Origin of the sequence: Acinetobacter sp. Marseille-Q1618, from assembly GCF_902809855.1 — a bacterium.
Taxonomy (GTDB): Bacteria; Pseudomonadota; Gammaproteobacteria; order Pseudomonadales; family Moraxellaceae; genus Acinetobacter.
The window spans coordinates 702,072-726,999 of the sequence record NZ_CADDWJ010000001.1 but is presented as its reverse complement, the minus strand read 5'-3'; the positions used below and the strand labels follow the sequence as shown (position 1 = coordinate 726,999).

The window sequence follows — 24,928 nt, the reverse complement described above, 5'->3', positions numbered from 1 at the left end:
ACTTTAAGAGATGAATTTTAAATAAAGTATTTATTTTATTTACTTTTTATTTGGTAGGTATTTAGTAGGTATAAAAATACAATCCTTCACGCAATACTCATTCTCAAGGTGATCCACACCTTTCGGACGATAACAAATATGGTAGAAGGAATCGCACCATGGCTTTTAAAAATATTGCAGATCAAACAAACGGTTTTTACATTCCTTGTGTTTCACTCTTTGGACCAGGTTGTGCCAAAGAGGTAGGTAACAAAGCTCAAAATTTAGGTGCTAAAAAAGCATTGATTGTCACAGATGCAGGTTTATTTAAGTTTGGCGTTGCTGACATTATTGTAGGTTATTTAAAAGATGCTGGTGTAGACAGTCACGTTTTTGCGGGTGCTGAGCCAAACCCAACGGATATCAACGTCCATAATGGGGTAAAAGAATATACGGATAATGGCTGTGACTTTATTGTTTCTTTAGGTGGGGGTTCTTCGCATGACTGTGCCAAAGGAATTGGTTTAGTTACTGCAGGCGGTGGTCATATCCGTGATTATGAAGGTATTGATCAAAGTAAAGTGCCGATGACACCTCTTGTCGCAATCAATACCACAGCAGGTACAGCATCGGAAATGACCCGTTTCTGTATCATTACCAATACTGAAACACACGTCAAAATGGCAATTGTAGACTGGCGTTGCACACCGTTAGTTGCTATTGATGATCCTAAGCTCATGATTGCTAAACCCGCTGCATTAACCGCAGCAACAGGAATGGATGCTTTAACGCATGCAGTAGAAGCTTATGTATCGACTGCTGCCAACCCAATTACAGATGCTTGTGCTGAAAAAGCCATCAGTATGATCAGTGAATGGTTACGCCCAGCCGTTGCCAATGGTGAAAATATCGAGGCACGTGATGCAATGGCATACGCACAATATCTTGCAGGTATGGCATTTAACAACGCTTCACTCGGTTATGTGCATGCCATGGCGCACCAACTGGGTGGTTTCTACAACCTTCCACATGGCGTGTGTAATGCGATCTTATTACCGCATGTTTGTGAATTTAACTTGATCGCTTGCCCAGACCGTTATGCAAAAATTGCACAGCTCATGGGTGTAAATACAGAAGGATTAACAATAACTGAAGCTGCCTATGCTGCGATTGATGCCATCCGTGAATTATCTGTATCGATTGGTATTCCTTCAGGTTTAGCAGAGCTTGGGGTAAAAGCTGAAGATCATGCAGTCATGACCTCAAATGCACAAAAAGATGCTTGTATGCTGACCAATCCGCGTAAAGCGACAGATGCACAAGTTATTTCAATTTTTGAAGCGGCTATGTAAGTTAAAACCTCTCCCAAATCTTTAGTTTACTTCCTGTGACCTTTGGAATATCACTTCGGTGATATTCCTTTTTTTATAAAGATTGTCTCATAGCGAATTAAAAATCACGTGTTATTTAAATTAAAAAGTTTAATAAAAATTAAGCACTTCATCATTGAGCAAAAACATTTTATGATCAAGGAGAAACAACTCACTTGATTTGGGTATAAAAATGGCAATACAGCATAATACAACTTACGCACCAGACCTATTAGGTGCAGGTTATGAACAACTTACTTTAAATTTTCCAGATGATTATGAAGGCAAAGTCGTTGCAACACTTGTTCGAAAAAAAGCGCAACGAGCAACCGATAAAGCTGTTCTGTATATTCATGGTTTTATCGACTATTTTTTTCAAACTGAAATGGCTGAACAATTTAATCAGCATGGTTATGATTTTTATGCACTTGATCTAAGAAAATATGGTCGCTCAATTTTGCCCCATCAAAAATATTATTATGTGCTGAATTTAAACGAATATAATGCAGAAATTACAGCGGCACTTGAAATTATTGGACAAGAAAAGCATGATCATGTAGTACTGGCAGGACATTCTACGGGTGGACTAACGGCTACCTTATATGCGGCGCATCATCCACAGCATCCATTGATCAAAGCATTATGGTGTAATAGCCCATTTTATGATTTTAATGCGCCACTTTGGAAAAAGAAATTTGCTTTGCCTAAACTGAGTGCTTTAGCCAAACATCTTCCTAGTGTTAAATTTCCCAGCGAATTAAATAAATGGTATACAAGCAGTTTACATCAAAGCTTAAAAGGTGAATGGGATTTCAATTTAGACTGGAAGAAAAAAGCCTATCCTTTTGTTTATTTAAGCTTTGTCCGTGCAATTTTTGAAGCTCAAAAAGAAATACATCAAGGCGCTCAGATCAATGTACCTGCATTAATTATGCATTCACACAAAACCACCTATCCCAAGAAATTTAATCGAGATGCACAAACAACTGATGTGATCTTAGAAGTAAAAGACATCATCAAATTCGCAAAAAAATTACAAGGTGATGTCACTGTAATGACAATTCAAAATGGACTACATGATTTAGTTTTGTCAGAAGCACCTGTTCGTAGCGAAGTGTATTCCAAACTTTTCACATGGCTTGCTGAAAAGCAAAAATAAACGCCTAAAAACACACATCAATGCTCATCTTTATACTTCATGAGCATTTGATGTGCTGGATATTCTACAGGTGTCAGCTCAATCAATCGCTCAACAGCGTCAATCGCTTCTGGGAAATGTGCCAAATGTTTGAGTAGAACATCCGACTCATTGGCTTTAAAAATGGCTTCACTCAAACGAGATTCTAAACAGTCACGCCACGCACATAAAAATGGGCTTTCTGTTTTTGCTAAAAATACACCTTTACATAATTTTAATGCTGACTCGGTATAGCCTGCATCTAATGCATTTTCAGCTTGTAAAAAATCTGCTTCTACGTGTGCCAGTAAACGATAAGGACGAGAACCTAACATTCCACCTAAAATTTCACGTAGCTGAGACATTTCCGCTTTTAAAGTTCCCATACTGACTTTACGTTCACCATATAAAGCCTGATGTAAGCTTTCCAAATTCAAACCTTGTGGGCATAAAGCCAAAATAGTTAAAATTTCAATTTGACGTGGCGTAAGCACCACAATTTTGCCATTAAATAAAACTTGAGGAACGGCAAAAGCCCGAATAAATAATTGTTGCTGCTGATAATTTAACAATGCGGACTGCAAAATGGATGCACAGCGCTCAGCCGCCAGCAAACCTAAACTATTGTGATTATTCCATGTGGTTGATAGATCAATCACACCTAAAACATTTTTGGAATAAGGGTCAATCACAGGTGCTGCATAACACACCCAATCATGAATGGAACTCATATAATGTTCGTTGGAAAAAACACAACTTGACTGCTGTGTTTTCAATGACAATGCCAAAGCATTGGTACCGACTAAATCTTCACGCCATTGTCCACCCTCAACAAAATGGACTTTCTCCGCTGCATTACGCATTTTTCCACTCGCAGCAGACCACATAATGGTGCTGCCCACATCTCCTACTGCAATCACCATTGCTGATTGTTCTGCAATATGTTTAAGCTCATCAGCACAGTGATCTAATGCAACTTCTAAGGCACCTTTATTTTTATTATTTTTTTGAGTTTGTAATGGCGCTGCTTCACGGTCAATCGGGATATCTGCTTGTTGTGAGCGTTGCCAAGAACTTACAATACTTTGACCCAGTTGATCGGCTTGATGTAAGGATAAGCTACTACTTTGTCTAAACTTTTCAATTTGCTGACGCTTTTGCATTAAGTTTTGCATATTCAACACCCTTTTACATCCATGTCATTTTTACGTGCAATTCTATTTATTGTTCCCCTCTTTACACCATTGTTTGCAAAATATTCAATCAGGGTCAAGGCATTTACTACCAAAGCGTTAGTTAAATTTAAAGTGTATCTAATTTTCTCAAACATCTTATATAAAAGAAAATACTGCTAAAATTTAAAGCATAGCTCAAATCTTAATTTTTAACTCCAACCTTTTACCAACCTTTTATTTCATAAGCTCGAATCAACCAAAACTGACGAAATTATTCGTCATCCTTGCAACGTTAAAATAAGTAAAGGGAAATTCTTATGCGCTATGCAGATCCAAATACTGAAGGTTCAAAAGTACAATTTAAAGCACAATATGAAAACTTTATTGGTGGCAAATGGGTTGCACCAGTAAAAGGTGAATATTTTGATAATATTTCTCCAGTCAATGGTCAAGTATTTACCAAAGTGCCTCGTTCTTCTGCTGAAGATATTGAGTTGGCGCTGGATGCCGCACATGCAGCTAAAGCCGCATGGAACAGCAGTTCACCTACCACACGTTCAAATATTTTATTAAAAATTGCTGATCGTTTGGAAGAAAATTTAGAACTTCTTGCTGTTGCTGAAACTTGGGAAAATGGTAAACCTATCCGTGAAACCTTAGCAGCAGATATTCCGCTATGTATCGACCATTTCCGCTATTTTGCTGGTTGCTTACGCGCACAAGAAGGCGGTATTTCTGAAATTGATGAAGATACCATTGCCTACCATTTCCATGAGCCATTAGGTGTAGTTGGTCAAATTATTCCATGGAACTTCCCGATTTTAATGGCAGCATGGAAACTTGCACCTGCACTGGCAGCAGGTAACTGTATAGTCTTGAAACCTGCGGAACAAACCCCTGCGAGTATCTTGGTTCTTGTAGAACTGATTCAAGATATTCTTCCAGCAGGTGTATTAAATATTGTTAATGGTTATGGTGTTGAAGTCGGTCGTCCACTGGCAACCAATCCACGTATTGCCAAAATCGCATTTACTGGCTCCACCCAAGTCGGTCAAATGATCATGCAATATGCGACTGAAAATATTATTCCTGTGACACTGGAACTTGGTGGTAAATCACCAAACATCTTCTTTGAAGATGTGATGGATAAAGAAGATGATTATCTAGACAAAGCGCTTGAAGGCTTTGCAATGTTTGCACTCAATCAAGGTGAAGTTTGTACATGTCCTTCACGTGCATTGATTCAAGAAAGCATTGCGGATAAATTCCTTGAAATGGCAGTTGAGCGTGTAAAACGCATTAAAACGGGTCATCCACTTGATACCGATACCATGATTGGTGCTCAAGCATCACAAGAGCAACAAGATAAAATCTTAGGTTGTATCGCAACAGGTCGTGCTGAAGGCGCTCAAATCCTTACAGGTGGCGGTGATCGTCAAGAAGTTGGTCAAGGTTTCTATATTGAACCGACCATTTTCAAAGGTGATAACAGTATGAAAATTTTCCAAGAAGAAATTTTTGGACCAGTTTTATCTGTGACCACATTTAAAGATTATGACGAAGCCATTAAAATTGCCAATGACACCATGTATGGTTTAGGCGCAGGGGTTTGGTCACGTTCAGCACATACATCGTATCGTGCGGGTCGTGCGATTCAAGCAGGACGCGTTTGGACAAACTGCTATCATATCTATCCTGCTCATGCAGCGTTTGGTGGGTATAAAAAATCAGGAATCGGACGTGAAAACCACAAAATGATGCTTGATCATTATCAACAAACCAAAAACTTACTTGTAAGCTATTCAACCAAAGCTATGGGCTTCTTCTAAGCTTAAGCTGAAAGAGTTTTAACATACAAGTCTTAAAGCGAACTTCGGTTCGCTTTTTTGTTTTTATACTTGGTATTTAAGATGATGAATTACTCAAATCTAAGTTTAGCCATCAAAACTCAATATTTTCTATCTGAACATATACAATGAAAATATCTCTGACTTTTAAATATCTAGGACTTACGCACTATTCTTTTACTAATTTTTTGTGGCAGAAGATGGTTTTTGTTTAAAATAAAACTATCAATAAAATTCTTAATAATTGGTCTAAATAGACTCTTCTGCCACTGATAAATATTCATAAAAGTATCATTCCATTGTATTTTTTGTATCTGCACATAAGCCATTAATGATGCAAAAATATGATTGTTAATGAGCTTCGCTCGCCTAACCTGAAACTTTTCAATATGACATACTTGCTTAATGATTCGGTGATATTGCTCAATTTTCCAATGATTTGCCTGTAAATTTTGAAACCTTTCAATGGTTAAATACTCATCAGCATCATAAACAATATAAAATCTCTGCTGTTCTTTGAGCTGAGTCTTAAATAATTGTACAAATCCAAAGTCTTTGAGCCACACTTTTTACCCATTTTCAAATGCAGGTAACTGCCTAATCTGATGCCAAATCCCTTTTTCAAGTGATACCTTGCGATTACTGTCCATACCAAACATAAATCGAATACCATGATTTCTTATGGTTTTTAGATTTGAAGTTGCAGCATACCAACTATCACCTGTGACATAAGAAATATTTGCTCCCCATAAAAGAATTTCCTCTAACATCTCTATAAAATAGTCATTTTTAGTCTTACTTTCAGATTTATCATAAAGTCTAAAATTGATTGGCACATTTTTACCATGCAAATCTGTGGCATACAGGGTAATAAGATTGATGCCTTTTACTGAACGATGATGTTTACCAGACCAGAAAAAACCAACCAAATCCATATGTTGACTATAAGATTTATCTAATACAGTATCATCTACACTGACAATAAGTCTATTGTTATCAATGTATTGAATAGCCTCGTTGTATAAATTTTGTGGACAATAATTTTCACGCTCTAAAAAGCGATTTACACTGTCGTGAGAGATTTGATAGGTATCAGCAAGTTGCGTACAACTCTTATAGAATATGGTTCTGTCATAAGAAATCACATATAAATGGGTAAAGTACATTGAGCTGTAGAAGCATGTTTGGTTTGTCTGATCATCTAGATGTTATACAGCTTATTTATCATTTTTTTAATACTGTCAATGCGTAAGTCCTAGTAGTGTAAATCGAATAGGAAATTTATACCAAACAAAAACGATTAGGACAATATTGTCGGACACTTTCCTAAATTTTCATAAAAATTTAATGTTAGATTAAAAATACAGTGATATCGATCACATTTTAAATAAAAGACATTTTTAAGTGTCTTTTATGGAGGTTGTTCCAATGAACTATTTGATTATTTTAAATTCAATTTATGAAGATCATTTTGATGAGGTTCATAAAACAATTGAAGATTATGACCATTCAATTCGTATTAACAAAAATACATGGTTAATTAACACCAAATATGAAGCTGGTATTATTCGTCAACATTTGGCAAATATGATGAGTATTCATGATTCCTTGCTCATTTTTCAAATTAACGATAATTTTTCTATTGCAAATCAATTAGATATTAGCGACTGGCTTGAGGATATGCAACAAAATAGTTTAATGACAGCAACATAACAATATTTTATTTAAAAACCTCCGAATAAGGAGGTTTAGCTTATTTTTCTGATTTTTAGTCATTATATTTAAAAAATGGCTATAACACTCTACTCTTCCTAGTTACAATTCCTGTTTGGATCGTTTAGGCTATATTCTATTTTGTTTTATAATTATATTATAAAAATTAAAACCAATAATATTATAAGCTTAGACATTAATTAGTCTTATATTTTGTTATTTAAATATTTATTATGAAGAAATTATGAATCTAAATTACACATCAATAATTTTTCGTCATTGAAAAACAGGAATAGCCCTTTATAATCTAAGTCTATAAGTGACAATTCAATATGTCCATTTGAGGCAAACTCATGAAAAAAGTTTTTATTACAGCATTTACATTAACCAGCTTGTTCATTGGTTCTTCTGCTTTTGCAGCAGATAACGCACAAGAGTGTAAAAAGCTTCAAGATGATTATAATGTTATTTATGCATCTAAAGGCTTCTGCTTTAAAGATCCAGAAGCAAAAGCAAAGTTTGGTAATGAAAATTGCTTTACGTCTAAGCCTAAATTTTCTGAAAAAGAACAACAAAAACTCGATCAAATAGCAGAACGCCAAAAAGAATTAAAATGCAAATAAGGTATGATAGTAATATTTCATAGTTTTAAAATTGCAAATAAGGAATTTAAAAATGGCTTATGATGATCAAAATATATTTGCTCGAATTTTACGTGGTGAACTTCCTGCAATCAAAGTCTACGAAGATGAGCAAGTCCTTGCCTTTATGGACATTATGCCACAAGCTGATGGTCATACCTTAGTCATTCCCAAAACGCCTGCTATAACATTACTTGATTTACCTCCAGATGCCGCTGCATATACCATTCAAGTCGTTCAAAAAATTGCAAATGCAATCAAAAAAGGATTAGATGTTCCAGGCATTGTCCTCATGCAGTTATCAGGTGAGTCAGCGGGTCAAACTGTACCTCATGTACATTTTCATCTCATTCCTAGTTCTGTACACGAACTGGGTAAACATGCTGCTCAAATGGGTGATCAAGAAAAAATTAAGCTACTTGCTGAAAAAATCAAAGCTGCGCTTTAACACGCAAACAGATATTTCTAATGAGGCTTTAAAGCCTCATTTTTTATTCTAAATTATATTTTTTTTACAATTTTCAATTGCTTTTTTATCAGATATTGCATCTCGTCATCAAAATGTCATCTACTCTTCACCCATTTGTAACAAAGTTTACAGATACTGCATCCAAGTTAGTAAGTCACGTAAAGATTTGTTTCTTGCTTACTCAATAAAGTGACAGGCTCAAGCCCGACAGAACTGATTTGGAGAAATCTCAATGAAAAAAGTGCTACTCGCTGCCGCAGTTGCATCATTAGGCTTAAGCGCAGCGCAAGCAGCGCCAACATTGTACGGTAAGCTCAATGTTTCGTTAAACCAAGTTCAAAACTATGATTTTGCAGATAATGATGAAACTCAATTAAATTCAAACGCTTCTCGTATTGGGGTTAAAGGCGAAGAAGCTTTAACAGATAATATTGCAGCAGTATATCAAGCAGAATGGGCTGTTTCTACAGATGGTTCAGGCTCAGATACTGACTGGAGTGCTCGTAACCGCTTTTTAGGTCTTAAATTTAAAGGTGTCGGTACATTAAAAGCAGGTAACTACGATTCTTATTTCAAAACTGCTGCAGGTAAATACCAAGATATCTTTAATGATGATACAAACCTAGATATCACGAAAACTATGCATGGTGAAGAACGTCTTAAAAACGTTGTAGGTTTTGAAACAGACAAAAATTTAATTGTTCCAGGTCTACAATTCAATATTATGGCGCTTGTGGGTGAACATAATTCTACTCAATATTCAACCAAAGAAAATGATAGTTTTAGTGGCGTTTCTACCTCAATTTCTTATGAGAACAAAGACATTGGTTTAGCTGCTGCAATTGCTGGTAACTTTGCAGTACCTGGTGACTACGCTGCTCTTAGTTTAAAAGATGTTGAATCTGATGCATATCGTATTACTGGCTCATTAGACTTGGGTACTTTAGGTGCTAAAGGTTTAGTATTTGGTGCTTTATGGCAACATGCTGAACTTTCAGACTCTCCTTCTACTGCTGCTTTAACTGCTGCAAAATTAAACCCATTTGCAGCGTCTGCTGAAGAAGAAGCTTGGGCGATTACTGCTGGCTATACAATTCCTGAAACACCAGTGACCTTAAAAGCGCAATATCAATCTGCTGAAACAACTGCAAATGGTATGGCTGATCGTAAAATTGACCAGTATGGTGTAGGCGTTGATTACAACTTCAACAAACAAACTCGTTTTTATGGTGTATTGGCTCAGCAGAAGCATGATTGGAAAGCTGAAGACAAGAAAACTGTTGTTGGTGTAGGTATGGAATATAATTTCTAATATCAAATCGCTTACAAACTAAAAAAGGAATATGAGCAATCATATTCCTTTTCTTTTACACCTATTTTAAGTGATTTCATTTTACAAAAATCTAAAGCAGTATCAATCTAGGCTATAAGCCCCTATAATCACTTTAACTTGAATATTTTAATGAATTATGGCTTTACTGATTCTGCAAAAAGAACATGATGAAAGTAGCTTTTGTCCCCTTTGTAAGGCATCCATGTTCGTTGTTTCTGCGGAACTGAATGATGAGCCTGTTGAATATTTTGAATGTACACATTGTGAACATAAAATCTCTGACTCAAGTCTAATCCACTGTACTTGTCAGGCATGTTCAAATGCACTGCTCGAAGAAAAAGTTAGTTCTCAACAAAATAAAAAAGTTTTAAATGTTCGAAACTTATCAAGCTTATATTTAATCGACAAATTATTTTTATTCGCCATTTTAGATAAAATATCAAACAATGATTATTTTCAAAATGAATTTATTAATTTTGAAAATATAAAATGGGAAAAAGTAACTTCAACCTATTCTTTACAAAATACGATTTTATATCGTTTAGAGAAATATAATGTCATTACTAAAAAGAAAATGGTGACATTAAAAGATAGTGATAATGACTTTTATTTAAATGTCCGAGTGGATCGATTTTTAGAGCCATCATTATATGCCATTCACCAAAAACTAAAACAATGGTTTTTTGAAGACTTTAAATTTGGCGCACCTTTTCAGCAAGCCGAAGAGGTACATAGCACCTTATTTATTATTTTTTATCATGAAATTTTGGAGTTCACCCAATATTACTGCAAACGATTAGGTGTTAAGTTTTCTGGTAATAAAAAATTTAAAGAATATTGTTATTACTTATTAAACTATTTATCGTTGGGGCAAATTTATTATATGGTGCAAACAGCATTAGATTATCTATCTGAACAAAAAAATGCACTTGATTCATTAAATACTGATTTTAATAATACCAATAAACTACGCAAAACTTTAGAAGAATATCGAAAAAACTCTATTACCAGAAAATTTGAAATATCAACCCTGCCCCGTCCTTATGATTTACATTTTAGTCGAGTCAGTGAAATATTTTTATTTCATTTAATTAAGCTCGATGAAAATTATGTTGCACAAACGATTCCTTCTATTTGGCAAAATATTAAACCGCGTATGGAATTTTTTTCAAAATTTAACTGTATGTATTGTGGTTCGACAGATTTAAGTATTGAATATGACGACAATCAATCAATTTCTACGTTTTGTAACCGCTGCAAACATCAAGATCATTATTTTACTAAGTGAGGACTGAATATGAACCACCTTGAAGATCTTCAAAATATTCATTCTGAACTAAAAATTATTCAAACCGATGTGTTACTTGAAAAAGTAATCAACGCATGGACGCAACTACAAACACAACAACCGCTTGTGCATTGTATTACCAATAATGTCGCTGCAAATTATGTCGCAAATGTACTTTTAGCAGCAGGCGCATCCCCTGCTATGATTGATAATCCTTTTGAAGCAGAAAGCTTCGCCAATATCACTGCTGCTCTCAGCATCAACCTTGGCACACCTACGTCTGAACAAATGCAAGCTATGCGTATTGCAGCTCAAACTGTTGGTACTAAAGCAACACCTTGGGTGCTAGACCCTGTCGGTTATGGGCCATTTTTAAAATGGCGCAGTGAAATGGTCGATGAACTATTATTATTGCAACCCACGATTATTCGAGGAAATGCCTCTGAAATCAGCGGGCTTGCAGGAAACCAAGTACAATCAAAAGGTGTTGACAGTACAGTTGCCAGCCATGAAGTCTATCAACAAGCGATGCCGCTTTTGGCATATTGTGAATGTGTTGCTATCTCAGGTGAATCTGATTTTATTTTATCAAAAGCGCTAAATTGTGTAATTCAGGTCAATGGTGGTAGTTATTTACAACCCAAAGTTACAGCAACAGGTTGTGCTTTAGGCGCTTTAATTGCAGCGTATAGTAGCGTCGCAACACCTACCATAGCCACGCTTTCAGCACATATCCATTTTGCAATTGCAGGAAAACTTGCTTTTGAAAAATCACAATCGGTAGGTAGCTTCAACGTTGCTTTTTTAGATGCTATTTATGAAATCAATGCTGAAACGATCAATGCATATGCTGATTTTATTGTAATTCAATAAACCTATTCAATTTTTTAACTCATTGAAAAAAATAGAGAGTTTTTTTAAATTTTCTATTTCAACGGATAAAACTTAAAACTAGACTCTAGAAACAATACAGTTTAGCAGTCACCAAACTGAAATATTTGGCATATTTTCTAACAACTTTAATGCTTAAAATTAACTATTCATCTTTATTTATCCAGCTAAATCACTTATATCTAAACTATATAAATAGTCCGATGACATATTTGTTGTAAATACAAAACACCAAATCACGAAGGAAAAGGTGTGTGATGGATTTAAACACATATATCACCAATAAATTTAAGAACTTCAATGAGTTTTTAGAAACGCATTGGCACGACTACCCCAATACTTATAAAGAAATCCAAACCTTACTCTTTTTTCAATCTTATACCGCCAAAGAGCTTTCAGAAAAATTTGAAATTAACATTTATCAATCTTTACAATATCCAACCTTAAAACATTATTTTCAAAGAATAGAAAAACATATTCACACTCCTCCGAAACAACTATTTCCTGTTTCTTTTCATCGCCCCTATGAACATATTTTAAATGAGTTTAAATATCTTAGCTTTCACCAAGAACCTTATGAACTTCATAAAAAAATCGAAAGAATCAAAGAAACTTTTAATAAAATCTCAATCCCTATTCATAGCCATGAAATTTATACTGAAATTTTAAAAATCTTAAGCCAAAGCTTTGATTTTTTAGCGGATATAAATGTTGCCATTGAGCATAAAATAAAGCTAATTTATCAGTGGCAGAATATCCAAAATTTAGAAACTGTAACAGCTTATAAGTCACTAGAAAAAATTAAAAATATTCTCAAAAATTATCAACAAAAATCTTATATTGATTATTATCTCAACCTCATCCGACTGGGTGAAAATCAACGTGTTGAATTTAAAGAACGTACGACGGATCTATTAACTAATCGAAAATCAGACAAATGGGTCAAAGCCTGCTTTGCTTTTATGAATACACGAAATGGCTATGTTTTTATTGGGGTTTCGGATGATTTAAAAATCGTAGGAATTGAACAGGAAATGAAGGATTTTTATAATAATTCTTTAGATTTAATGAAACGTAGTTTAATCGATAAACTTGCACATGAAAGTCATAAAATTTCAAATATTTATTCAACACTTGAAGATATTAAAATTCATGGTAAAACCATTTTAGTGTTTAAGTGTAATAAAGCTGATCGCCCTTTATATTACAAAGGTGAATTATTTATGCGTACCAATGGGCAAACCACACGCGTACCGCCTGAGTTGGTTGAAAGTTTTAGAGAGGAGTTTTATTGTTGAACGTAAAATTAAAGGATGCTGTAATTTTCCAAATTTAATTCAATAAATTGCTGAATTCAGCTTCAACAATGTTGATGAATTAAACCCAATAAGTGTTGTCTCACACCCAACCATTCATCACGCACGATACTAAACATCACCGTATCTCGAATCGAACCATCTTTTCTTAAAGCATCCTGTCGCAAAACGCCATCACGTTTTGCACCTAGACGTTGAATCGCTTTTTGACTTTTTAGGTTTAAAATATCAGTTCGTAGGATCACTGAATTTGCCTGTAATACTTCAAACGCATGTTGTAATAATAGAAATTTACAATTGGTATTGATATGAGTACGTTGTACAGATTGTGCATACCACGTATAACCAATCTCGATACGACGAACATCCCAATTAAAATCACGCAAACTGGTTGTTCCAACAATCCGCCCTGACGTTTGATCCATCACAACAAACGGAATTCGCTTTCCCTCTGCTTTTTGTGTTAAAGCTTTCTGAATATACTCTCGCATTTCCAAATAGTGCGGTGCAAATGTATACTCTAACTCCCATAAACGACCGTCTTGGCTGACTTCAACCAAAGCTTGTTCATGCTCTTCACGCAATGGAATGAGCTGCACCTGATTTTGATAAAGTGAAGCATATAACGTAGAAAATATATCTTGATTCATGGTCTTACACCATTGTGAAGAAAGCTCTCGCTTATTTTCCGCTATGTTTTTTTAAATTTTATGATCAGAAAATGATGATTTTATGACTTTATTGCATACTATTTACATAGCTAAAGTTTTTATATTAAATGGCCAAAGCTAAACAAATGACTCCAGCCAAACCTAAAATTAAACCGATACAGCTCAATAATTTTAATTTTTCTTTAAAAATTAATAATCCTGCAATCACACCAAATAACACCACCAAAATATTCATACCTGCAAAAACAACTGCAGGAGAATCTTTTAAGAATATGTGTGCTTTTACATATAAAGCGATATTTGCAAAATTCAATACCCCTAAAACTGCCCCAGCAACAAGATTTTTAGCATACCATTGAGTTTTTCTTAAAAGTAAATACAGCACTGAACAGATAAAAGCAAAAATAAACATCAAGTTAAGTGTTACTGCAAACTGCAAACCTAAACTGGTGGTATATTTTAGTAAAATATCAACCAAAGCATAGCCAAACCACACACTAAATAAATAAAACATGCCTTTGTGATTGAATGAAGGCTGTGTTGATGTTGCTTGCGGAAAAATAATACAAAGAACTGCAACGATACCTAAAATAATTCCAGTGATTTTTAATGAATTAAATTGTTCTTGAAATAAAAAATAAGCTGCTAAAAGCGAGAGAACTACAGATAAACGCTGCGCAATTTCTGTTTTGAGAATACCTGCTGTATTTAGCGATTTTGCTAAGCATAGAAAAATACTCGGTAAAATAACTCCCAATGTAGCAATCAGCCACCACGGTGTATGGGAAATAGAAATATGTACCAAATCAGGTTTAAACCATACAAAACATAAAAAACTCGCAACAGCATAATTCCATGCAATCATTTGCAAGGCATCAAAGCCTTTATTTTTAGCAAACTTTAAGAGAATCGACACCAACACGCTGCACAATGCAGCTGAAAAAATGAGTTCCATAATGGTCTGTTTACAATATTCCCAATCTATTTTTTAATAAAAAGCCCATAAATATAATAATGCCAATTAGCTGAACTAACTGGCATTATTATAAATTCGGGTGTTATGTATTGATCTAAATACAAGACTTAAGCATCGTTTTCATGGCCTTGCACTTGTTTAAGCAAATGTTTTTCAAGGTAATGAATATCCATAGCTTGTGCACAAAAGTTTTTATCTTGCAAGATTAAGTCTTTATGTAATGGAATATTGGTTTTGATACCTGTCAAAATCATTTCATCTAACGCTTGTTTCATACGTGCAATCGCAGTATCACGATCTTTACCATGTGAAATCAGTTTAGCAATCATAGAATCATAGTATGGTGGAATACTATACCCTTGATAAATATGAGAATCTAAACGAATACCAGCACCACCCGGTGTATAAAAATTTTCAATTTTACCTGGTGAAGGCAAGAAGGTTGATGGATCTTCAGCATTGATACGACACTCAATTGCATGTCCTTGAACATGAATGTCTTCTTGTTGAAGATTCAAACCTAAGCCTGCTGCAATTCTTAATTGTTGTTCAATAATATCTATGCCTGTCACCATTTCTGACACAGGATGTTCAACCTGAACACGGGTGTTCATTTCAATAAAGAAAAACTCACCTTCTTCAAACAAGAATTCAAAAGTACCCGCACCACGATATTGCATGAGTTTACAAGCATTTACACATGCTTCTAAAATATTTGCGCGTGCTTCTTCTGGTAAACCCGGTGCAGGTGCTTCTTCAAGCACTTTTTGATGACGACGTTGTAATGAGCAGTCACGGTCATATAAATGTACAGCATGGCCATTACCATCTGCTAATACTTGCACTTCGACATGACGAGGTTTTTGTAGGAAACGCTCCATATAAACAGTGTCATCACCGAACCACATTTCAGCATCACGTTGTGCTGCTTGAACTGATTCAAGTAACGTATCTACACGTTCAACGATGCGCATACCACGACCACCACCACCAGAAGCAGCTTTAACGATCAATGGGAAGCCAATTTCTTTGGCTTCAGCTAAAGCATTATTTGGTGTGACTGCGTGCGCTGAACCTGGAACAGTGGGTACGCCAGCTTTACGCATAGCCATAATTGCTGAAACTTTATTTCCCATCAAACGAATATGTTCAGGGCGTGGGCCTATGAAAATAAACCCAGAGCTTTCTACAATTTCAGCAAATTCAGCATTTTCAGATAAAAAACCATAGCCCGGATGGATGGCATCAGCACCCGTAACTTCGGCAGCAGTAATAATCGCAGGAATATTTAAATAACTTTCACTACTTGCACCCGGACCGATGCAGACAGCTTCATCAACAAAACGTAAATGCATCAAATCTTTGTCAGCATCTGAATAGATCCCGACTGTTTTGATTCCTAAAGTTTTACAAGCGCGCGTGATGCGTAATGCAATTTCACCGCGGTTTGCAATTAAAACTTTTTGCAACATATCAACCCCCTAGCGATTACGCGCGGTAGCGGAATAAAGGTTGACCGAATTGGATAACATCACCATTTTTCACTAAAATTTCTTCAATCACACCACTTTGCGTTGCTTCAATCGGGTTCATAATTTTCATTGCTTCGATGATCCCTAAAGTTTCACCCGCAGAAATTGTTTGACCTACATTTACAAATGGTGCTTCTCCTGGATTTGGCGCTGCATAGAACACACCAACCATTGGAGAAGTTTCAACAGCACCACGTGACGCTGCTTTTACAACAGGTGCTTCACTTACAGGAGCTGCGATTGGTGCTGCAACACTTGCAGCAACAACAGGATTACGACGCGTCAATGCAATCGACTGATCACCCTCTTTAACTTCGATGGCTTGAAGGTCAGATTCGATCATCAAATCGATGAGCTTTTTGATTTTGCGAATATCCATGGATTCGTATTCCTAATATTATGAATGAGTTGAAGAATTAATTTTTTCGATCGCATAGTCCAATGCAAAAGAATACCCTTTTGCACCTAAACCACAGATCACGCCAACGGCTTTATCGGATAAATATGAGTGATGTCGAAATGCTTCTCGTGCATGCACATTAGATAAATGAACTTCGATAAAAGGGATTGCGACACCCAGTAAAGCATCACGAACTGCAACTGAAGTATGCGTCAATGCAGCAGGATTAATAATGATGAATTTCACGCCTTCTTGTTGGGCTTGGTGAATACGATCTACGACAGCGCCTTCCCAGTTACTTTGAAATGTGTCTAATGTCATATTTGACAGCTGCGCTTGAGTGATAAGTTGTTGGTTAATGTCTTCTAAAGTAAGGTGACCATAGACTTCTGGTTCGCGCTTTCCTAGCAAGTTTAAGTTTGGTCCGTGAATGACCAAAATGGTCGAACTCATTGAGCCTACTCCAATTTCAAAGTTGCAAAAATCTTTGCAAGATGCCTGCAAAGTTTGCGTATTATGGCACAATTTTCCACATGAATTTTATAATTTGTTTTAATTGGTGTAGAAATCACATACCGACGATGTGCTATATATTGTGAATTTTGCCATTAAATAACAATGTTAAAATATGACAAATTTTATAGTTTTTTTAAGTTTTTCTAGTCTAAACGCAATTGACCAAAACTGTTGTTTTAATTTGTATAATCAGTAAGAGATGAGATAAACAATTTTATAAAAATATGCATAACTTTATGCAATTTAACTAAAAACTGATTTAAATTACGCACTCTGCCTAAAAACCTAGGATATTACTGATATAAATATTGCTTGTACTTGGAAACGAGTAAAGATTTTCTTTATTTCTAAAATAGAACTGAAAACGATTTTAAAGAATAAGCACTCTATCATTATTTAAAAAATAAAAAATTACTTTTAAAAATATATTCTTAAATTAATTTTTAATCTGTTTATATGCACATAGCACTAAAATTATAGGTAGTTAAATAAACGCGAAATTGACGCTATTAGATGGATTGAATAATTAAAAAATTTCAACTTTCACTGATATCAATAATCAATAGAAACTTGTCTAAGCTCATATCAAAGCTCGCTTTAAAAGAAATTTGAAGATAGCCAAAACCTAGATATCTTTGAAATTGACCGAATTGCTCAGCGACTGTATGAGGACTAAGCAGATTGCACGCAATTCATAAAAACTTGCATTGGCAAAACATTCTTGTTGTGTTGCGAAGATGTTTTATCGTGAAAACAGCTTTGTTACTTTTAGTTTTTATAAGCACAACACCAATGAATAAAAATTATGCAATGTAACCAGAAAATACACTTAAATTGACTTAAGTAACCAACGTAATTTGGCTATTTAAAAGTTTATTTGAATTGAAAGGCTTATATTTTAAGGCTTACATTGTTTAAAAATGACACATTTGTGCGCTTGTCCAATGCTGAAAAAGTTTTAAAGTAAGTCTTGTCGTTATTCATACGGCATTCCCATAATTTAAAAGGAAGATGATGAAAATGGCTAATCAACACAATCAGCATAACCAACAAAATGGTCAGCAACAACAATCTAACCAACAGGGTCAAAAACAGCACAATCAACAAAACGATCAGAAACAACAGCAGCAACAATCTGATCAACAACGTCAACAAAATGCTCAACAGCAACAAGGTCAGCAGAAATAGTTTTTTAAATACATAACATGGATAGAAGTGACAAAACCCCGAATTTTTCGGGGTTTTGTCATGTGAGAAAATCTATTTTAATTTAAAAAAATGCTTAACCTTACTATAAAATTAATTCAATTATTTTCATCATGCTGCATTGTACATCCACCTTGAAATGCATAGAATTTAAAACAAACTTATTTGTGTGAAATACCTCATGTTGCAAGATTTTATTGAAGAACAAAAATTGGTATGTGAAGAGTTTGACTCTCGCTATATCAAAGTAAATGAAACAGATGTGGTTGCCATTGCAAAGCACACATTAAACCAAGAACCGATTGTAGGTCTGCGTAAAGCGCCTGATGAAAATCAGGTGGCATGGTTTATTTACGGTGGGGAAATTGCTGCTGATCAGGACGACTTTGAATTGGTGACGGTTAAAGAATTAGAAGATATTTTTCCAGACGCTATTCCATATTTGGCATTAGAACAAGGATTCCGTTTTATGATTGATGCTGATGAATATGAAGATGTATGGAAAGCAGATGCATTCTAAGCCAATTAAAATAAAAATTTTGAAAACCTGCGTACAGATTTTCTTTGGGATCAGTTTATTCAGTGCAACATTGACCTTTGCACAAGAAAATTCAAAAATCAAAAACCAGAACTTGACACAAGATCAATATAATCAATTGATTGACCAATTTACCAATGAAGTCAATGCAACTAAAAAAGTACTGGATGAATCTGAAAATGCAGATGCATCCGCACAAAAGCAAGCTTTTTGTACACGTTTATATGCCTATCAACAAATTGCAGATATTTCTAAAAATAATCTAAATTTAGATACTGCAAATATGATGCTTATCATTGCCAATCAGTTTTTAGAGCGTCAAAAGCAGTCATTTATTGCATCTGGTATGACACAAGAAGTGTTTTGTGCTTCAGTAAACATTAAATTGTCAGAAAATGACATAAAAATGGCTAAAAATGATAATTAGTTCAAAGATTTTTTTAGCGATAATTGTCGCATTAAAACAATGCGATAAAGATTTTCCCTGGTCTTATTGTGCCGTGTTTTAAAATATCAATGTAAAAGTTGATACATCAAAAACCCGCCCTTCAAAGGCGGGTTTTTTATAAAAACTCTAATCAATTCATCTGTATTTAAGCCAATACATCATCCATATTATACAGATCAGGTTTTTGATGAATAATCCATTTGGCAGCTTGCAGCGCACCATTCGAAAAATGCGTACGATTCATTGCCTTATGAGAAATTTCTAAACATTCACCATTTCCTAAAAACATCACTGTATGTTCACCGACAATATCTCCACCACGTACTACAGAAAAACCAATGCTTTGCTGTTGTCGCTTGTCTGTGCTTCCTTCTCTTGAATATACTGCAATGTCTTGTAAATTATGCCCTAGAGTTTGGGCAATAACGTCTGCATACATCAATGCTGTTCCAGATGGAGCATCAATTTTATGTCGATGATGTGCTTCGATTATTTCAATATCTACAGAATCTTTAAGTATTTTAGTTGCCAATTCAACTAGTTTCAAAGAAACGCTTACACCTACTGAATAGTTTGCAGAAAGTACAATCGGTATTTTTTCTGATATTTTTTGAATAGCTGCCAATTGCTCAGAATTAAAACCTGTTGTTCCAATCACAATAGGTGTATTACTCTGCTCGCAGATTTGAATATGTTCAAGTGTCGATGAGCATGTTGAAAAATCTATAACAACATCAATATCTTTAATAACTTGTTGTAAATTATCTGTGATCATTAAACCGATATGTTCTATACCGACAAACTCACCTGCATCTTTCCCAATAATCTCACTTCCAGAACGTGCAATCGCTGCAGCCAAGCAACCTGCATTATAAACTGTTTGTAGCAAATAGCGTCCCATTCGACCGCCAACACCAACGATTGCAATTTTTATTTCATCATTCATTTTAGTCATACTTATTTTAAATATAAGGAGATTATCCATTTGCAGTACTTATTTTAATCATTTTTAGACTCAATTTAAACCTTGACCTTACCATCATGATAAGGTTTACACTTAAGTCAGAAAATACTTTTCTAGGAGAATGAAAATGAAACTCTTAATTGAAAATATGACTTGTGGCGGTTGTGCGCGTGGTGTAACAGCGACCATTCAAGATGTGGATGCTAATGCAAAAGTTGATGTAGATTTGAGCACTAAAATCGTGACTGTAGAAACAACTGCAAGTACAGACAAAATTACTGAAGCGTTGGCAGAAGATGGTTTCCCTGCAAAAGTCCAGTAATTCAAGTGATTGATTATAAATCCTTTAAAGCCAAATAAGTCTACTTATTTGGCTTTTTAATTTGAGACAAATTTTATAATCATCACAGCATATTGTGTTATTTAAAAAATACATGACTTATTTCACTAAAATCCTAAATTGTAACTATTGCTTAAGTTATTCTGAGTTCTGTACTATCAAAACGTCATTTAAAAACTAAAAATGAAAACTGATGAAAAAAAGTAAAAGAATTCTTTATCAATTTCCACTATCACTTTATTGTGAAAAAACGCGATGGAATTTGGATTTTAAAGGTTTAGATTATTCATGCAAAAACCTTTTACCCGGACTGCATGTATTTTCTGCATGGGCAATTGCTCAGCAAAGAAGCCTTCCGATTCTACGAGATGATCAACAAGTCGTTGGAGATTCTACAAATATTGCATTATATTTAGAAAATCAATATTCACAATGTCCACTGATTCCCTCTGAACTCACAACACAAAAACAAGTATTAGAATATGAAGAATATTTTGATGAACTTGGTGATCATGTGCGTAGGCTGTGTTGGAGTATGGTTATACAACAACCTGAAATCGTAGAGATTTTTTTTAATTTCACTGGATATAGTCCATTGCAACGCTTCATAACCCATTATAGTGAGAGCATTTTAAGATTAATGATCCGTAAAACCTTTCAAATTTATGAACCACAAGTGATAAATTCAAATCAAAAAGTAACTGATGCTTTAGGCTTATTGGAAAAACATTTAAATGGAAATGAAAAAAATTATTTAGTAAACAATCAGTTTAGTTTAGCCGATTTAACTGCGGCAAGTATGCTTGCACCACTGATTGGGCCAGATAATAGTCCTTGGGCTGACTCAAGATTACCTGAAGTTGCATCCCAACAGCGGCAAGAACTTAGGGACAGTGTTGTAGGTCAATGGGTACTGAGAATATACCATGACTACCGTTCATTTAATGCTGTAAATATTAAACAATGAATGCAAAAGTAGAAAAATATCTAGAGAATAATTGAAATATTTAAATAGCCTGAAAGTTATTGTGTTCTATAAATAGAATACTGTGTCATAACTTTATAGATTTTAAGTCTTTCTTTTTTTGATATATTCAGTTTCATGTTTTATATATCAAGGTCTTAACATGAACGTTCTACATATTGATTCAAGTATTTTAGGAGATGCATCGATTTCTCGCCAGTTGAGTCAAGCGATCATCACTCAGTTACAACAACAAAATACCGATTTGAATGTTGAATACTTAGACCTTGCAGCTCAACCTATTCCACATTTAACTGCTGAAATTTTAATGGGTCAAAATCCAGAACAAAGCCAACTCAGTGAAAAGTTAATTCAACAATATCTAAATGCCGACATCGTGGTGATTGGTGCTGCCATGTATAATTTTGGTTTGGCATCAACCTTAAAAGCATGGATTGACCGCATCAGTGTTGCAGGCAGAACCTTTAAATATACTGAGAATGGTTCAATCGGTTTAGCAGGCGACAAAAAAGCTTATATTGCCAGTAGTCGTGGTGGTATTTATGGTGAAAATAATCCTATGGATTTCCAAGAAGGTTTATTAACCACTGTACTGAATTTTACAGGTGTGACTGATATTCAAATTATTCGTGCAGAAGGTGTCAATATGGGTGCAGAGTTAAAAGACAAAGCCATTGAAGAAGCCTTAAATCGTATTAAAACGCTTTAAAAAATACAAAAAAGCGTGATAAATTCACGCTTTTTTTGTGGATAAATTAACCTTTAGAGACAGCCACAAATCTTGCACGCGCTGCATGCAGTTTTTTATAGCTATCTATTAAACGTAAATGGCGATCTAAACCTTCAAGTTGCATATTTGTTTCAGTTAAACCATAGAAACGAATGCTTCCTTCCATTGAGCCAATCACCGCATCCATACGTTCATCACCAAACATACGGCGGAAGTTATGCTCATAGTCATTCAGATCAAGTTCATCATCCAATTCAACTTCTAATACTACATTCATACACTGATAGAATAAGCCACGTTCTACGGTATTGGTATTGTATTGTAAGAATTGCTCAACAAAATCTTTAGCTTCTTCAAACGCTTGCAATGCAATATAAATCAGAAGTTTAAGTTCTAAAACGGTCAATTGTCCCCATACGGTATTATCATCAAACTCGATACCGATCAAAGTCACAATATCCGTATAATCATCAACTTCAAGCTCTTCCAAACGTTCAACCAAAGCTTCGAGTTGTTCTTCATCCAAACGATGAATATTTAAAATATCTTCACGGAAGTCTAAAGCTTTGTTGGTATTGTCCCAAATCAAATCTTCAACCAAATAAATTTCAGAATAATCAGGCACTAAGATACGGCAAGCTGTTGCACCCAAATGCTGATAAACTGCCATATACGCATCTTTACCCATCTCTTCTAAAATACCAAACAAAGTTGCAGCTTCAGCTTCATTGTCACCGTTGCCTGTAAAATCCCAATCCACAAAGTCGTAATCAGACTGTGAACTAAAGAATTTCCATGACACCACACCACTTGAATCAATAAAATGTTCTACAAAGTTATTGGGTTCAGTCACTGCATTGCGACTAAATGTCGGTTTTGGTAAGTCATTGAGACCTTCAAAACTGCGCCCTTGTAATAATTCGGTTAAGCTACGCTCTAAAGCCACTTCAAGTTTTGGATGTGCGCCAAATGATGCAAACACACCGCCTGTACGAGGGTTCATCAAAGTGACACACATCACAGGAAACTGCCCACCAAGTGAAGCATCTTTAACTAAAACTGGGAAACCCTGCTCTTCTAAGCCTTTAATTCCTTCTACAATTTTTGGATATTTTGCCAAAACTGCTTCAGGAACATCAGGCAATGCAATTTCACCTTGGATAATGTCACGTTTCACCGCACGCTCAAAAATCTCAGACAAACATTGCACTTGCGCTTCCGCTAAGGTATTGCCTGCGCTCATCCCATTAGAAAGATATAAATTTTCAATCAAATTTGATGGGAAATACACCGTTTCACCATCCGACTGACGTACAAATGGCAAAGAACAAATGCCACGTGCTTTATTGCCTGAGTTAGTGTCGTATAAATGCGTGCCTAAAAGTTCATTTTCAGGATCATAAATTTCACGGGTATAGTCATCTAAGATTTCAGTTGGTAATTCACCATTTGGACCGGGTTGGAACCATTTTTCATCTGGATAATGTACAAATGCTGCATTGGCAATTTCTTCACCCCAAAACTGGTCGTTATAGAAGAAATTACAATTCAGACGTTCGATAAACTCACCCAAAGCCGATGCTAAGGCACTTTCTTTGGTTGAGCCTTTACCATTGGTAAAACACATCGGCGATTGGGCATCACGGATATGCAATGACCAAACATTTGGCACAATATTACGCCATGAAGAAATCTCAATTTTCATGCCTAAACCTGCCAAAATTCCTGACATATTGGCAATAGTTTCTTCTAAAGGCAGATCTTTGCCAACAATAAAAGTCGTACTTTCTTTTGCCAAATCAGGCATAAGCAAGGCTTGAGCATCCGCATCAATGCTTTCTACTTCTTCAATGACAAACTCAGGACCCGTTTGAATGACTTTTTTGACAGTACAACGGTCAATGGAACGTAAAATACCTTGACGGTCTTTGTCTGAAATATCCGCAGGCAATTCCACCTGAATTTTAAAAATTTGCTTATAACGGTTTTCAGGGTCAACAATGTTATTTTGTGAAAGACGGATATTATCGGTAGGAATATTACGTGCAGCACAATACACTTTTACAAAATATGCTGCACATAAAGCCGAAGATGCAAGGAAATAATCAAATGGACCCGGTGCAGAACCATCACCTTTATAACGAATCGGCTGATCGGCAATCACCGTAAAATCATCAAACTTCGCTTCTTGTCGAAGATTGTCGAGATAATTAACTTTGATTTCCATGTGAGCACCTAAAGCTTTTATGTGTATTTACAAGCACATAAATTGCGAAATATTTAAATCAGTCGAATTGTAGCAATTGACTAAAAATAGAAAAACGAGTTGATCAATGAAATTTCAATATTTCAACAAACACAACTCGAAAAGAATGAGCACTATTATAAAGAGATTTTAGGCAGTTGATAATGTTTGTCTGCCA

General features: G+C 35.1%; 24 protein-coding genes and 1 pseudogene. 16 read left to right on the top strand and 9 right to left on the bottom strand.

All coding sequences use genetic code 11. The features are described 5' to 3' along the window. Nucleotides 1–158 precede the first annotated feature (158 nt). Both HUS24_RS03325 and HUS24_RS03320 read left to right on the top strand, forming a co-directional pair. Nucleotides 159–1,331, top strand: a complete 1,173-nt coding sequence (locus HUS24_RS03325) for an iron-containing alcohol dehydrogenase (RefSeq protein WP_173910625.1) — start codon at nucleotides 159–161, stop codon at nucleotides 1,329–1,331. Between the two features lie 211 nt (nucleotides 1,332–1,542). Beyond that, nucleotides 1,543–2,508: an alpha/beta hydrolase gene (locus tag HUS24_RS03320; RefSeq protein ID WP_173910624.1), complete on the top strand. Its 966-nt coding sequence runs from the start codon at nucleotides 1,543–1,545 to the stop codon at nucleotides 2,506–2,508. Between the two features lie 17 nt (nucleotides 2,509–2,525). Here the strand turns inward: HUS24_RS03320 and HUS24_RS03315 are convergent, their stop codons facing one another. Further along, a complete protein-coding gene (locus tag HUS24_RS03315; protein ID WP_173910623.1) occupies nucleotides 2,526–3,710 on the bottom strand; it encodes a transcriptional regulator in 1,185 nt (394 codons plus the stop codon). 308 nt (nucleotides 3,711–4,018) lie between these two features. On the opposite strand from HUS24_RS03315, the gene HUS24_RS03310 reads away from it, so the two are divergent. After that, nucleotides 4,019–5,530 (top strand): aldehyde dehydrogenase family protein, encoded by a 1,512-nt coding sequence (locus HUS24_RS03310; protein WP_173910622.1) that lies wholly within the window; start codon nucleotides 4,019–4,021, stop codon nucleotides 5,528–5,530. Between the two features lie 173 nt (nucleotides 5,531–5,703). Here the strand turns inward: HUS24_RS03310 and HUS24_RS03305 are convergent. After that, nucleotides 5,704–6,683, bottom strand: a pseudogene (locus HUS24_RS03305) (transposase). 293 nt (nucleotides 6,684–6,976) lie between these two features. On the opposite strand from HUS24_RS03305, the gene HUS24_RS03300 reads away from it, so the two are divergent. The 7 genes from HUS24_RS03300 (at nucleotide 6,977) to HUS24_RS03270 (ending at nucleotide 13,181) form a co-directional block, all read left to right on the top strand. Continuing rightward, entirely contained in the window at nucleotides 6,977–7,261 is a 285-nt protein-coding gene (locus tag HUS24_RS03300) for a hypothetical protein (RefSeq protein ID WP_173910621.1), read from the top strand. A gap of 353 nt (nucleotides 7,262–7,614) precedes the next feature. Then, nucleotides 7,615–7,884 carry a YARHG domain-containing protein gene (locus tag HUS24_RS03295; RefSeq protein ID WP_173910620.1) on the top strand — a complete coding sequence of 90 codons (270 nt, stop codon included), beginning with the start codon at nucleotides 7,615–7,617 and terminating at the stop codon, nucleotides 7,882–7,884. Nucleotides 7,885–7,936: 52 nt separating this feature from the next. Continuing rightward, nucleotides 7,937–8,350 (top strand): HIT family protein, encoded by a 414-nt coding sequence (locus HUS24_RS03290; RefSeq protein WP_173910619.1) that lies wholly within the window; start codon nucleotides 7,937–7,939, stop codon nucleotides 8,348–8,350. Between the two features lie 253 nt (nucleotides 8,351–8,603). After that, the gene (locus HUS24_RS03285) at nucleotides 8,604–9,683 is read left to right on the top strand and encodes a porin (protein ID WP_173910618.1); all 1,080 of its coding nucleotides are present in this window, start codon (nucleotides 8,604–8,606) and stop codon (nucleotides 9,681–9,683) included. 223 nt (nucleotides 9,684–9,906) lie between these two features. Further along, entirely contained in the window at nucleotides 9,907–10,992 is a 1,086-nt protein-coding gene (locus HUS24_RS03280) for a hypothetical protein (protein WP_173910617.1), read from the top strand. A 9-nt stretch (nucleotides 10,993–11,001) separates the two neighbouring features. Then, nucleotides 11,002–11,865: a hydroxyethylthiazole kinase gene (gene thiM, locus HUS24_RS03275; RefSeq protein ID WP_173910616.1), complete on the top strand. Its 864-nt coding sequence runs from the start codon at nucleotides 11,002–11,004 to the stop codon at nucleotides 11,863–11,865. Nucleotides 11,866–12,140: 275 nt separating this feature from the next. Further along, entirely contained in the window at nucleotides 12,141–13,181 is a 1,041-nt protein-coding gene (locus tag HUS24_RS03270; RefSeq protein ID WP_173910615.1) for a helix-turn-helix domain-containing protein, read from the top strand. 62 nt (nucleotides 13,182–13,243) lie between these two features. Here the strand turns inward: HUS24_RS03270 and HUS24_RS03265 are convergent, their stop codons facing one another. From HUS24_RS03265 to aroQ, 5 genes are all read right to left on the bottom strand, one after another. Then, the gene (locus tag HUS24_RS03265; protein ID WP_173910614.1) at nucleotides 13,244–13,849 is read right to left on the bottom strand and encodes a GNAT family N-acetyltransferase; all 606 of its coding nucleotides are present in this window, start codon (nucleotides 13,847–13,849) and stop codon (nucleotides 13,244–13,246) included. A gap of 124 nt (nucleotides 13,850–13,973) precedes the next feature. Beyond that, the gene (locus tag HUS24_RS03260) at nucleotides 13,974–14,825 is read right to left on the bottom strand and encodes a DMT family transporter (RefSeq protein WP_173910613.1); all 852 of its coding nucleotides are present in this window, start codon (nucleotides 14,823–14,825) and stop codon (nucleotides 13,974–13,976) included. A gap of 128 nt (nucleotides 14,826–14,953) precedes the next feature. Next, complete coding sequence (gene accC / locus HUS24_RS03255) at nucleotides 14,954–16,318, bottom strand: acetyl-CoA carboxylase biotin carboxylase subunit (protein WP_173910612.1); 1,365 nt, start codon at nucleotides 16,316–16,318, stop codon at nucleotides 14,954–14,956. 16 nt (nucleotides 16,319–16,334) lie between these two features. Next, nucleotides 16,335–16,757 (bottom strand): acetyl-CoA carboxylase biotin carboxyl carrier protein, encoded by a 423-nt coding sequence (gene accB, locus HUS24_RS03250; protein WP_171531933.1) that lies wholly within the window; start codon nucleotides 16,755–16,757, stop codon nucleotides 16,335–16,337. An 18-nt stretch (nucleotides 16,758–16,775) separates the two neighbouring features. Continuing rightward, the gene (gene aroQ, locus HUS24_RS03245; protein WP_065992388.1) at nucleotides 16,776–17,231 is read right to left on the bottom strand and encodes a type II 3-dehydroquinate dehydratase; all 456 of its coding nucleotides are present in this window, start codon (nucleotides 17,229–17,231) and stop codon (nucleotides 16,776–16,778) included. Nucleotides 17,232–18,314: 1,083 nt separating this feature from the next. On the opposite strand from aroQ, the gene HUS24_RS03240 reads away from it, so the two are divergent. The 3 genes from HUS24_RS03240 to HUS24_RS03230 all read left to right on the top strand — a co-directional run bounded on the left by HUS24_RS03240 (nucleotide 18,315) and on the right by HUS24_RS03230 (nucleotide 19,465). Further along, complete coding sequence (locus HUS24_RS03240; RefSeq protein WP_173910611.1) at nucleotides 18,315–18,482, top strand: hypothetical protein; 168 nt, start codon at nucleotides 18,315–18,317, stop codon at nucleotides 18,480–18,482. A 199-nt stretch (nucleotides 18,483–18,681) separates the two neighbouring features. Then, entirely contained in the window at nucleotides 18,682–19,020 is a 339-nt protein-coding gene (locus HUS24_RS03235) for a hypothetical protein (protein ID WP_065992380.1), read from the top strand. After that, nucleotides 19,010–19,465: a hypothetical protein gene (locus HUS24_RS03230; RefSeq protein ID WP_173910610.1), complete on the top strand. Its 456-nt coding sequence runs from the start codon at nucleotides 19,010–19,012 to the stop codon at nucleotides 19,463–19,465. Before HUS24_RS03235 ends, HUS24_RS03230 begins: the two co-directional genes overlap by 11 nt. A 166-nt stretch (nucleotides 19,466–19,631) precedes the next feature. Here HUS24_RS03230 and dapB read toward each other — a convergent pair whose 3' ends face one another. Further along, a complete protein-coding gene (gene dapB / locus HUS24_RS03225; RefSeq protein ID WP_173910609.1) occupies nucleotides 19,632–20,432 on the bottom strand; it encodes a 4-hydroxy-tetrahydrodipicolinate reductase in 801 nt (266 codons plus the stop codon). A gap of 139 nt (nucleotides 20,433–20,571) precedes the next feature. Between dapB and HUS24_RS03220 the strand changes: the two genes are divergently transcribed. The 3 genes from HUS24_RS03220 to HUS24_RS03210 all read left to right on the top strand — a co-directional run bounded on the left by HUS24_RS03220 (nucleotide 20,572) and on the right by HUS24_RS03210 (nucleotide 22,484). After that, the gene (locus HUS24_RS03220; RefSeq protein WP_173910608.1) at nucleotides 20,572–20,772 is read left to right on the top strand and encodes a heavy-metal-associated domain-containing protein; all 201 of its coding nucleotides are present in this window, start codon (nucleotides 20,572–20,574) and stop codon (nucleotides 20,770–20,772) included. A gap of 211 nt (nucleotides 20,773–20,983) precedes the next feature. After that, the gene (locus tag HUS24_RS03215; protein ID WP_173910606.1) at nucleotides 20,984–21,757 is read left to right on the top strand and encodes a glutathione S-transferase family protein; all 774 of its coding nucleotides are present in this window, start codon (nucleotides 20,984–20,986) and stop codon (nucleotides 21,755–21,757) included. A gap of 160 nt (nucleotides 21,758–21,917) precedes the next feature. After that, entirely contained in the window at nucleotides 21,918–22,484 is a 567-nt protein-coding gene (locus tag HUS24_RS03210; RefSeq protein ID WP_173910604.1) for an FMN-dependent NADH-azoreductase, read from the top strand. Nucleotides 22,485–22,530: 46 nt separating this feature from the next. Here HUS24_RS03210 and HUS24_RS03205 read toward each other — a convergent pair whose 3' ends face one another. Next, nucleotides 22,531–24,732, bottom strand: coding sequence for an OsmC domain/YcaO domain-containing protein (locus HUS24_RS03205; RefSeq protein WP_173910603.1), 2,202 nt, complete (start codon nucleotides 24,730–24,732; stop codon nucleotides 22,531–22,533). Nucleotides 24,733–24,928 lie beyond the last annotated feature (196 nt).

Excerpts from the sequence above, each read along its gene's own strand:
- HUS24_RS03220 (WP_173910608.1), top strand. The coding sequence starts at position 20,572 with ATGAAAATGAAACTCTTAATTGAAAATATGACTTGTGGCGGTTGTGCG.
- HUS24_RS03210 (WP_173910604.1), top strand. The coding sequence starts at position 21,918 with ATGAACGTTCTACATATTGATTCAAGTATTTTAGGAGATGCATCGATT.
- HUS24_RS03270 (WP_173910615.1), top strand. The coding sequence starts at position 12,141 with ATGGATTTAAACACATATATCACCAATAAATTTAAGAACTTCAATGAG.
- HUS24_RS03295 (WP_173910620.1), top strand. The coding sequence starts at position 7,615 with ATGAAAAAAGTTTTTATTACAGCATTTACATTAACCAGCTTGTTCATT.
- HUS24_RS03310 (WP_173910622.1), top strand. The coding sequence starts at position 4,019 with ATGCGCTATGCAGATCCAAATACTGAAGGTTCAAAAGTACAATTTAAA.
- HUS24_RS03290 (WP_173910619.1), top strand. The coding sequence starts at position 7,937 with ATGGCTTATGATGATCAAAATATATTTGCTCGAATTTTACGTGGTGAA.
- HUS24_RS03265 (WP_173910614.1), bottom strand. The coding sequence starts at position 13,849 with ATGAATCAAGATATATTTTCTACGTTATATGCTTCACTTTATCAAAAT.
- thiM (WP_173910616.1), top strand. The coding sequence starts at position 11,002 with ATGAACCACCTTGAAGATCTTCAAAATATTCATTCTGAACTAAAAATT.
- aroQ (WP_065992388.1), bottom strand. The coding sequence starts at position 17,231 with ATGAGTTCGACCATTTTGGTCATTCACGGACCAAACTTAAACTTGCTA.
- HUS24_RS03215 (WP_173910606.1), top strand. The coding sequence starts at position 20,984 with ATGAAAAAAAGTAAAAGAATTCTTTATCAATTTCCACTATCACTTTAT.
- HUS24_RS03325 (WP_173910625.1), top strand. The coding sequence starts at position 159 with ATGGCTTTTAAAAATATTGCAGATCAAACAAACGGTTTTTACATTCCT.
- dapB (WP_173910609.1), bottom strand. The coding sequence starts at position 20,432 with ATGAATGATGAAATAAAAATTGCAATCGTTGGTGTTGGCGGTCGAATG.
- HUS24_RS03260 (WP_173910613.1), bottom strand. The coding sequence starts at position 14,825 with ATGGAACTCATTTTTTCAGCTGCATTGTGCAGCGTGTTGGTGTCGATT.
- accB (WP_171531933.1), bottom strand. The coding sequence starts at position 16,757 with ATGGATATTCGCAAAATCAAAAAGCTCATCGATTTGATGATCGAATCT.
- HUS24_RS03285 (WP_173910618.1), top strand. The coding sequence starts at position 8,604 with ATGAAAAAAGTGCTACTCGCTGCCGCAGTTGCATCATTAGGCTTAAGC.
- HUS24_RS03300 (WP_173910621.1), top strand. The coding sequence starts at position 6,977 with ATGAACTATTTGATTATTTTAAATTCAATTTATGAAGATCATTTTGAT.
- HUS24_RS03240 (WP_173910611.1), top strand. The coding sequence starts at position 18,315 with ATGGCTAATCAACACAATCAGCATAACCAACAAAATGGTCAGCAACAA.
- HUS24_RS03205 (WP_173910603.1), bottom strand. The coding sequence starts at position 24,732 with ATGGAAATCAAAGTTAATTATCTCGACAATCTTCGACAAGAAGCGAAG.
- HUS24_RS03320 (WP_173910624.1), top strand. The coding sequence starts at position 1,543 with ATGGCAATACAGCATAATACAACTTACGCACCAGACCTATTAGGTGCA.
- HUS24_RS03235 (WP_065992380.1), top strand. The coding sequence starts at position 18,682 with ATGTTGCAAGATTTTATTGAAGAACAAAAATTGGTATGTGAAGAGTTT.
- accC (WP_173910612.1), bottom strand. The coding sequence starts at position 16,318 with ATGTTGCAAAAAGTTTTAATTGCAAACCGCGGTGAAATTGCATTACGC.
- HUS24_RS03280 (WP_173910617.1), top strand. The coding sequence starts at position 9,907 with ATGTTCGTTGTTTCTGCGGAACTGAATGATGAGCCTGTTGAATATTTT.
- HUS24_RS03230 (WP_173910610.1), top strand. The coding sequence starts at position 19,010 with ATGCATTCTAAGCCAATTAAAATAAAAATTTTGAAAACCTGCGTACAG.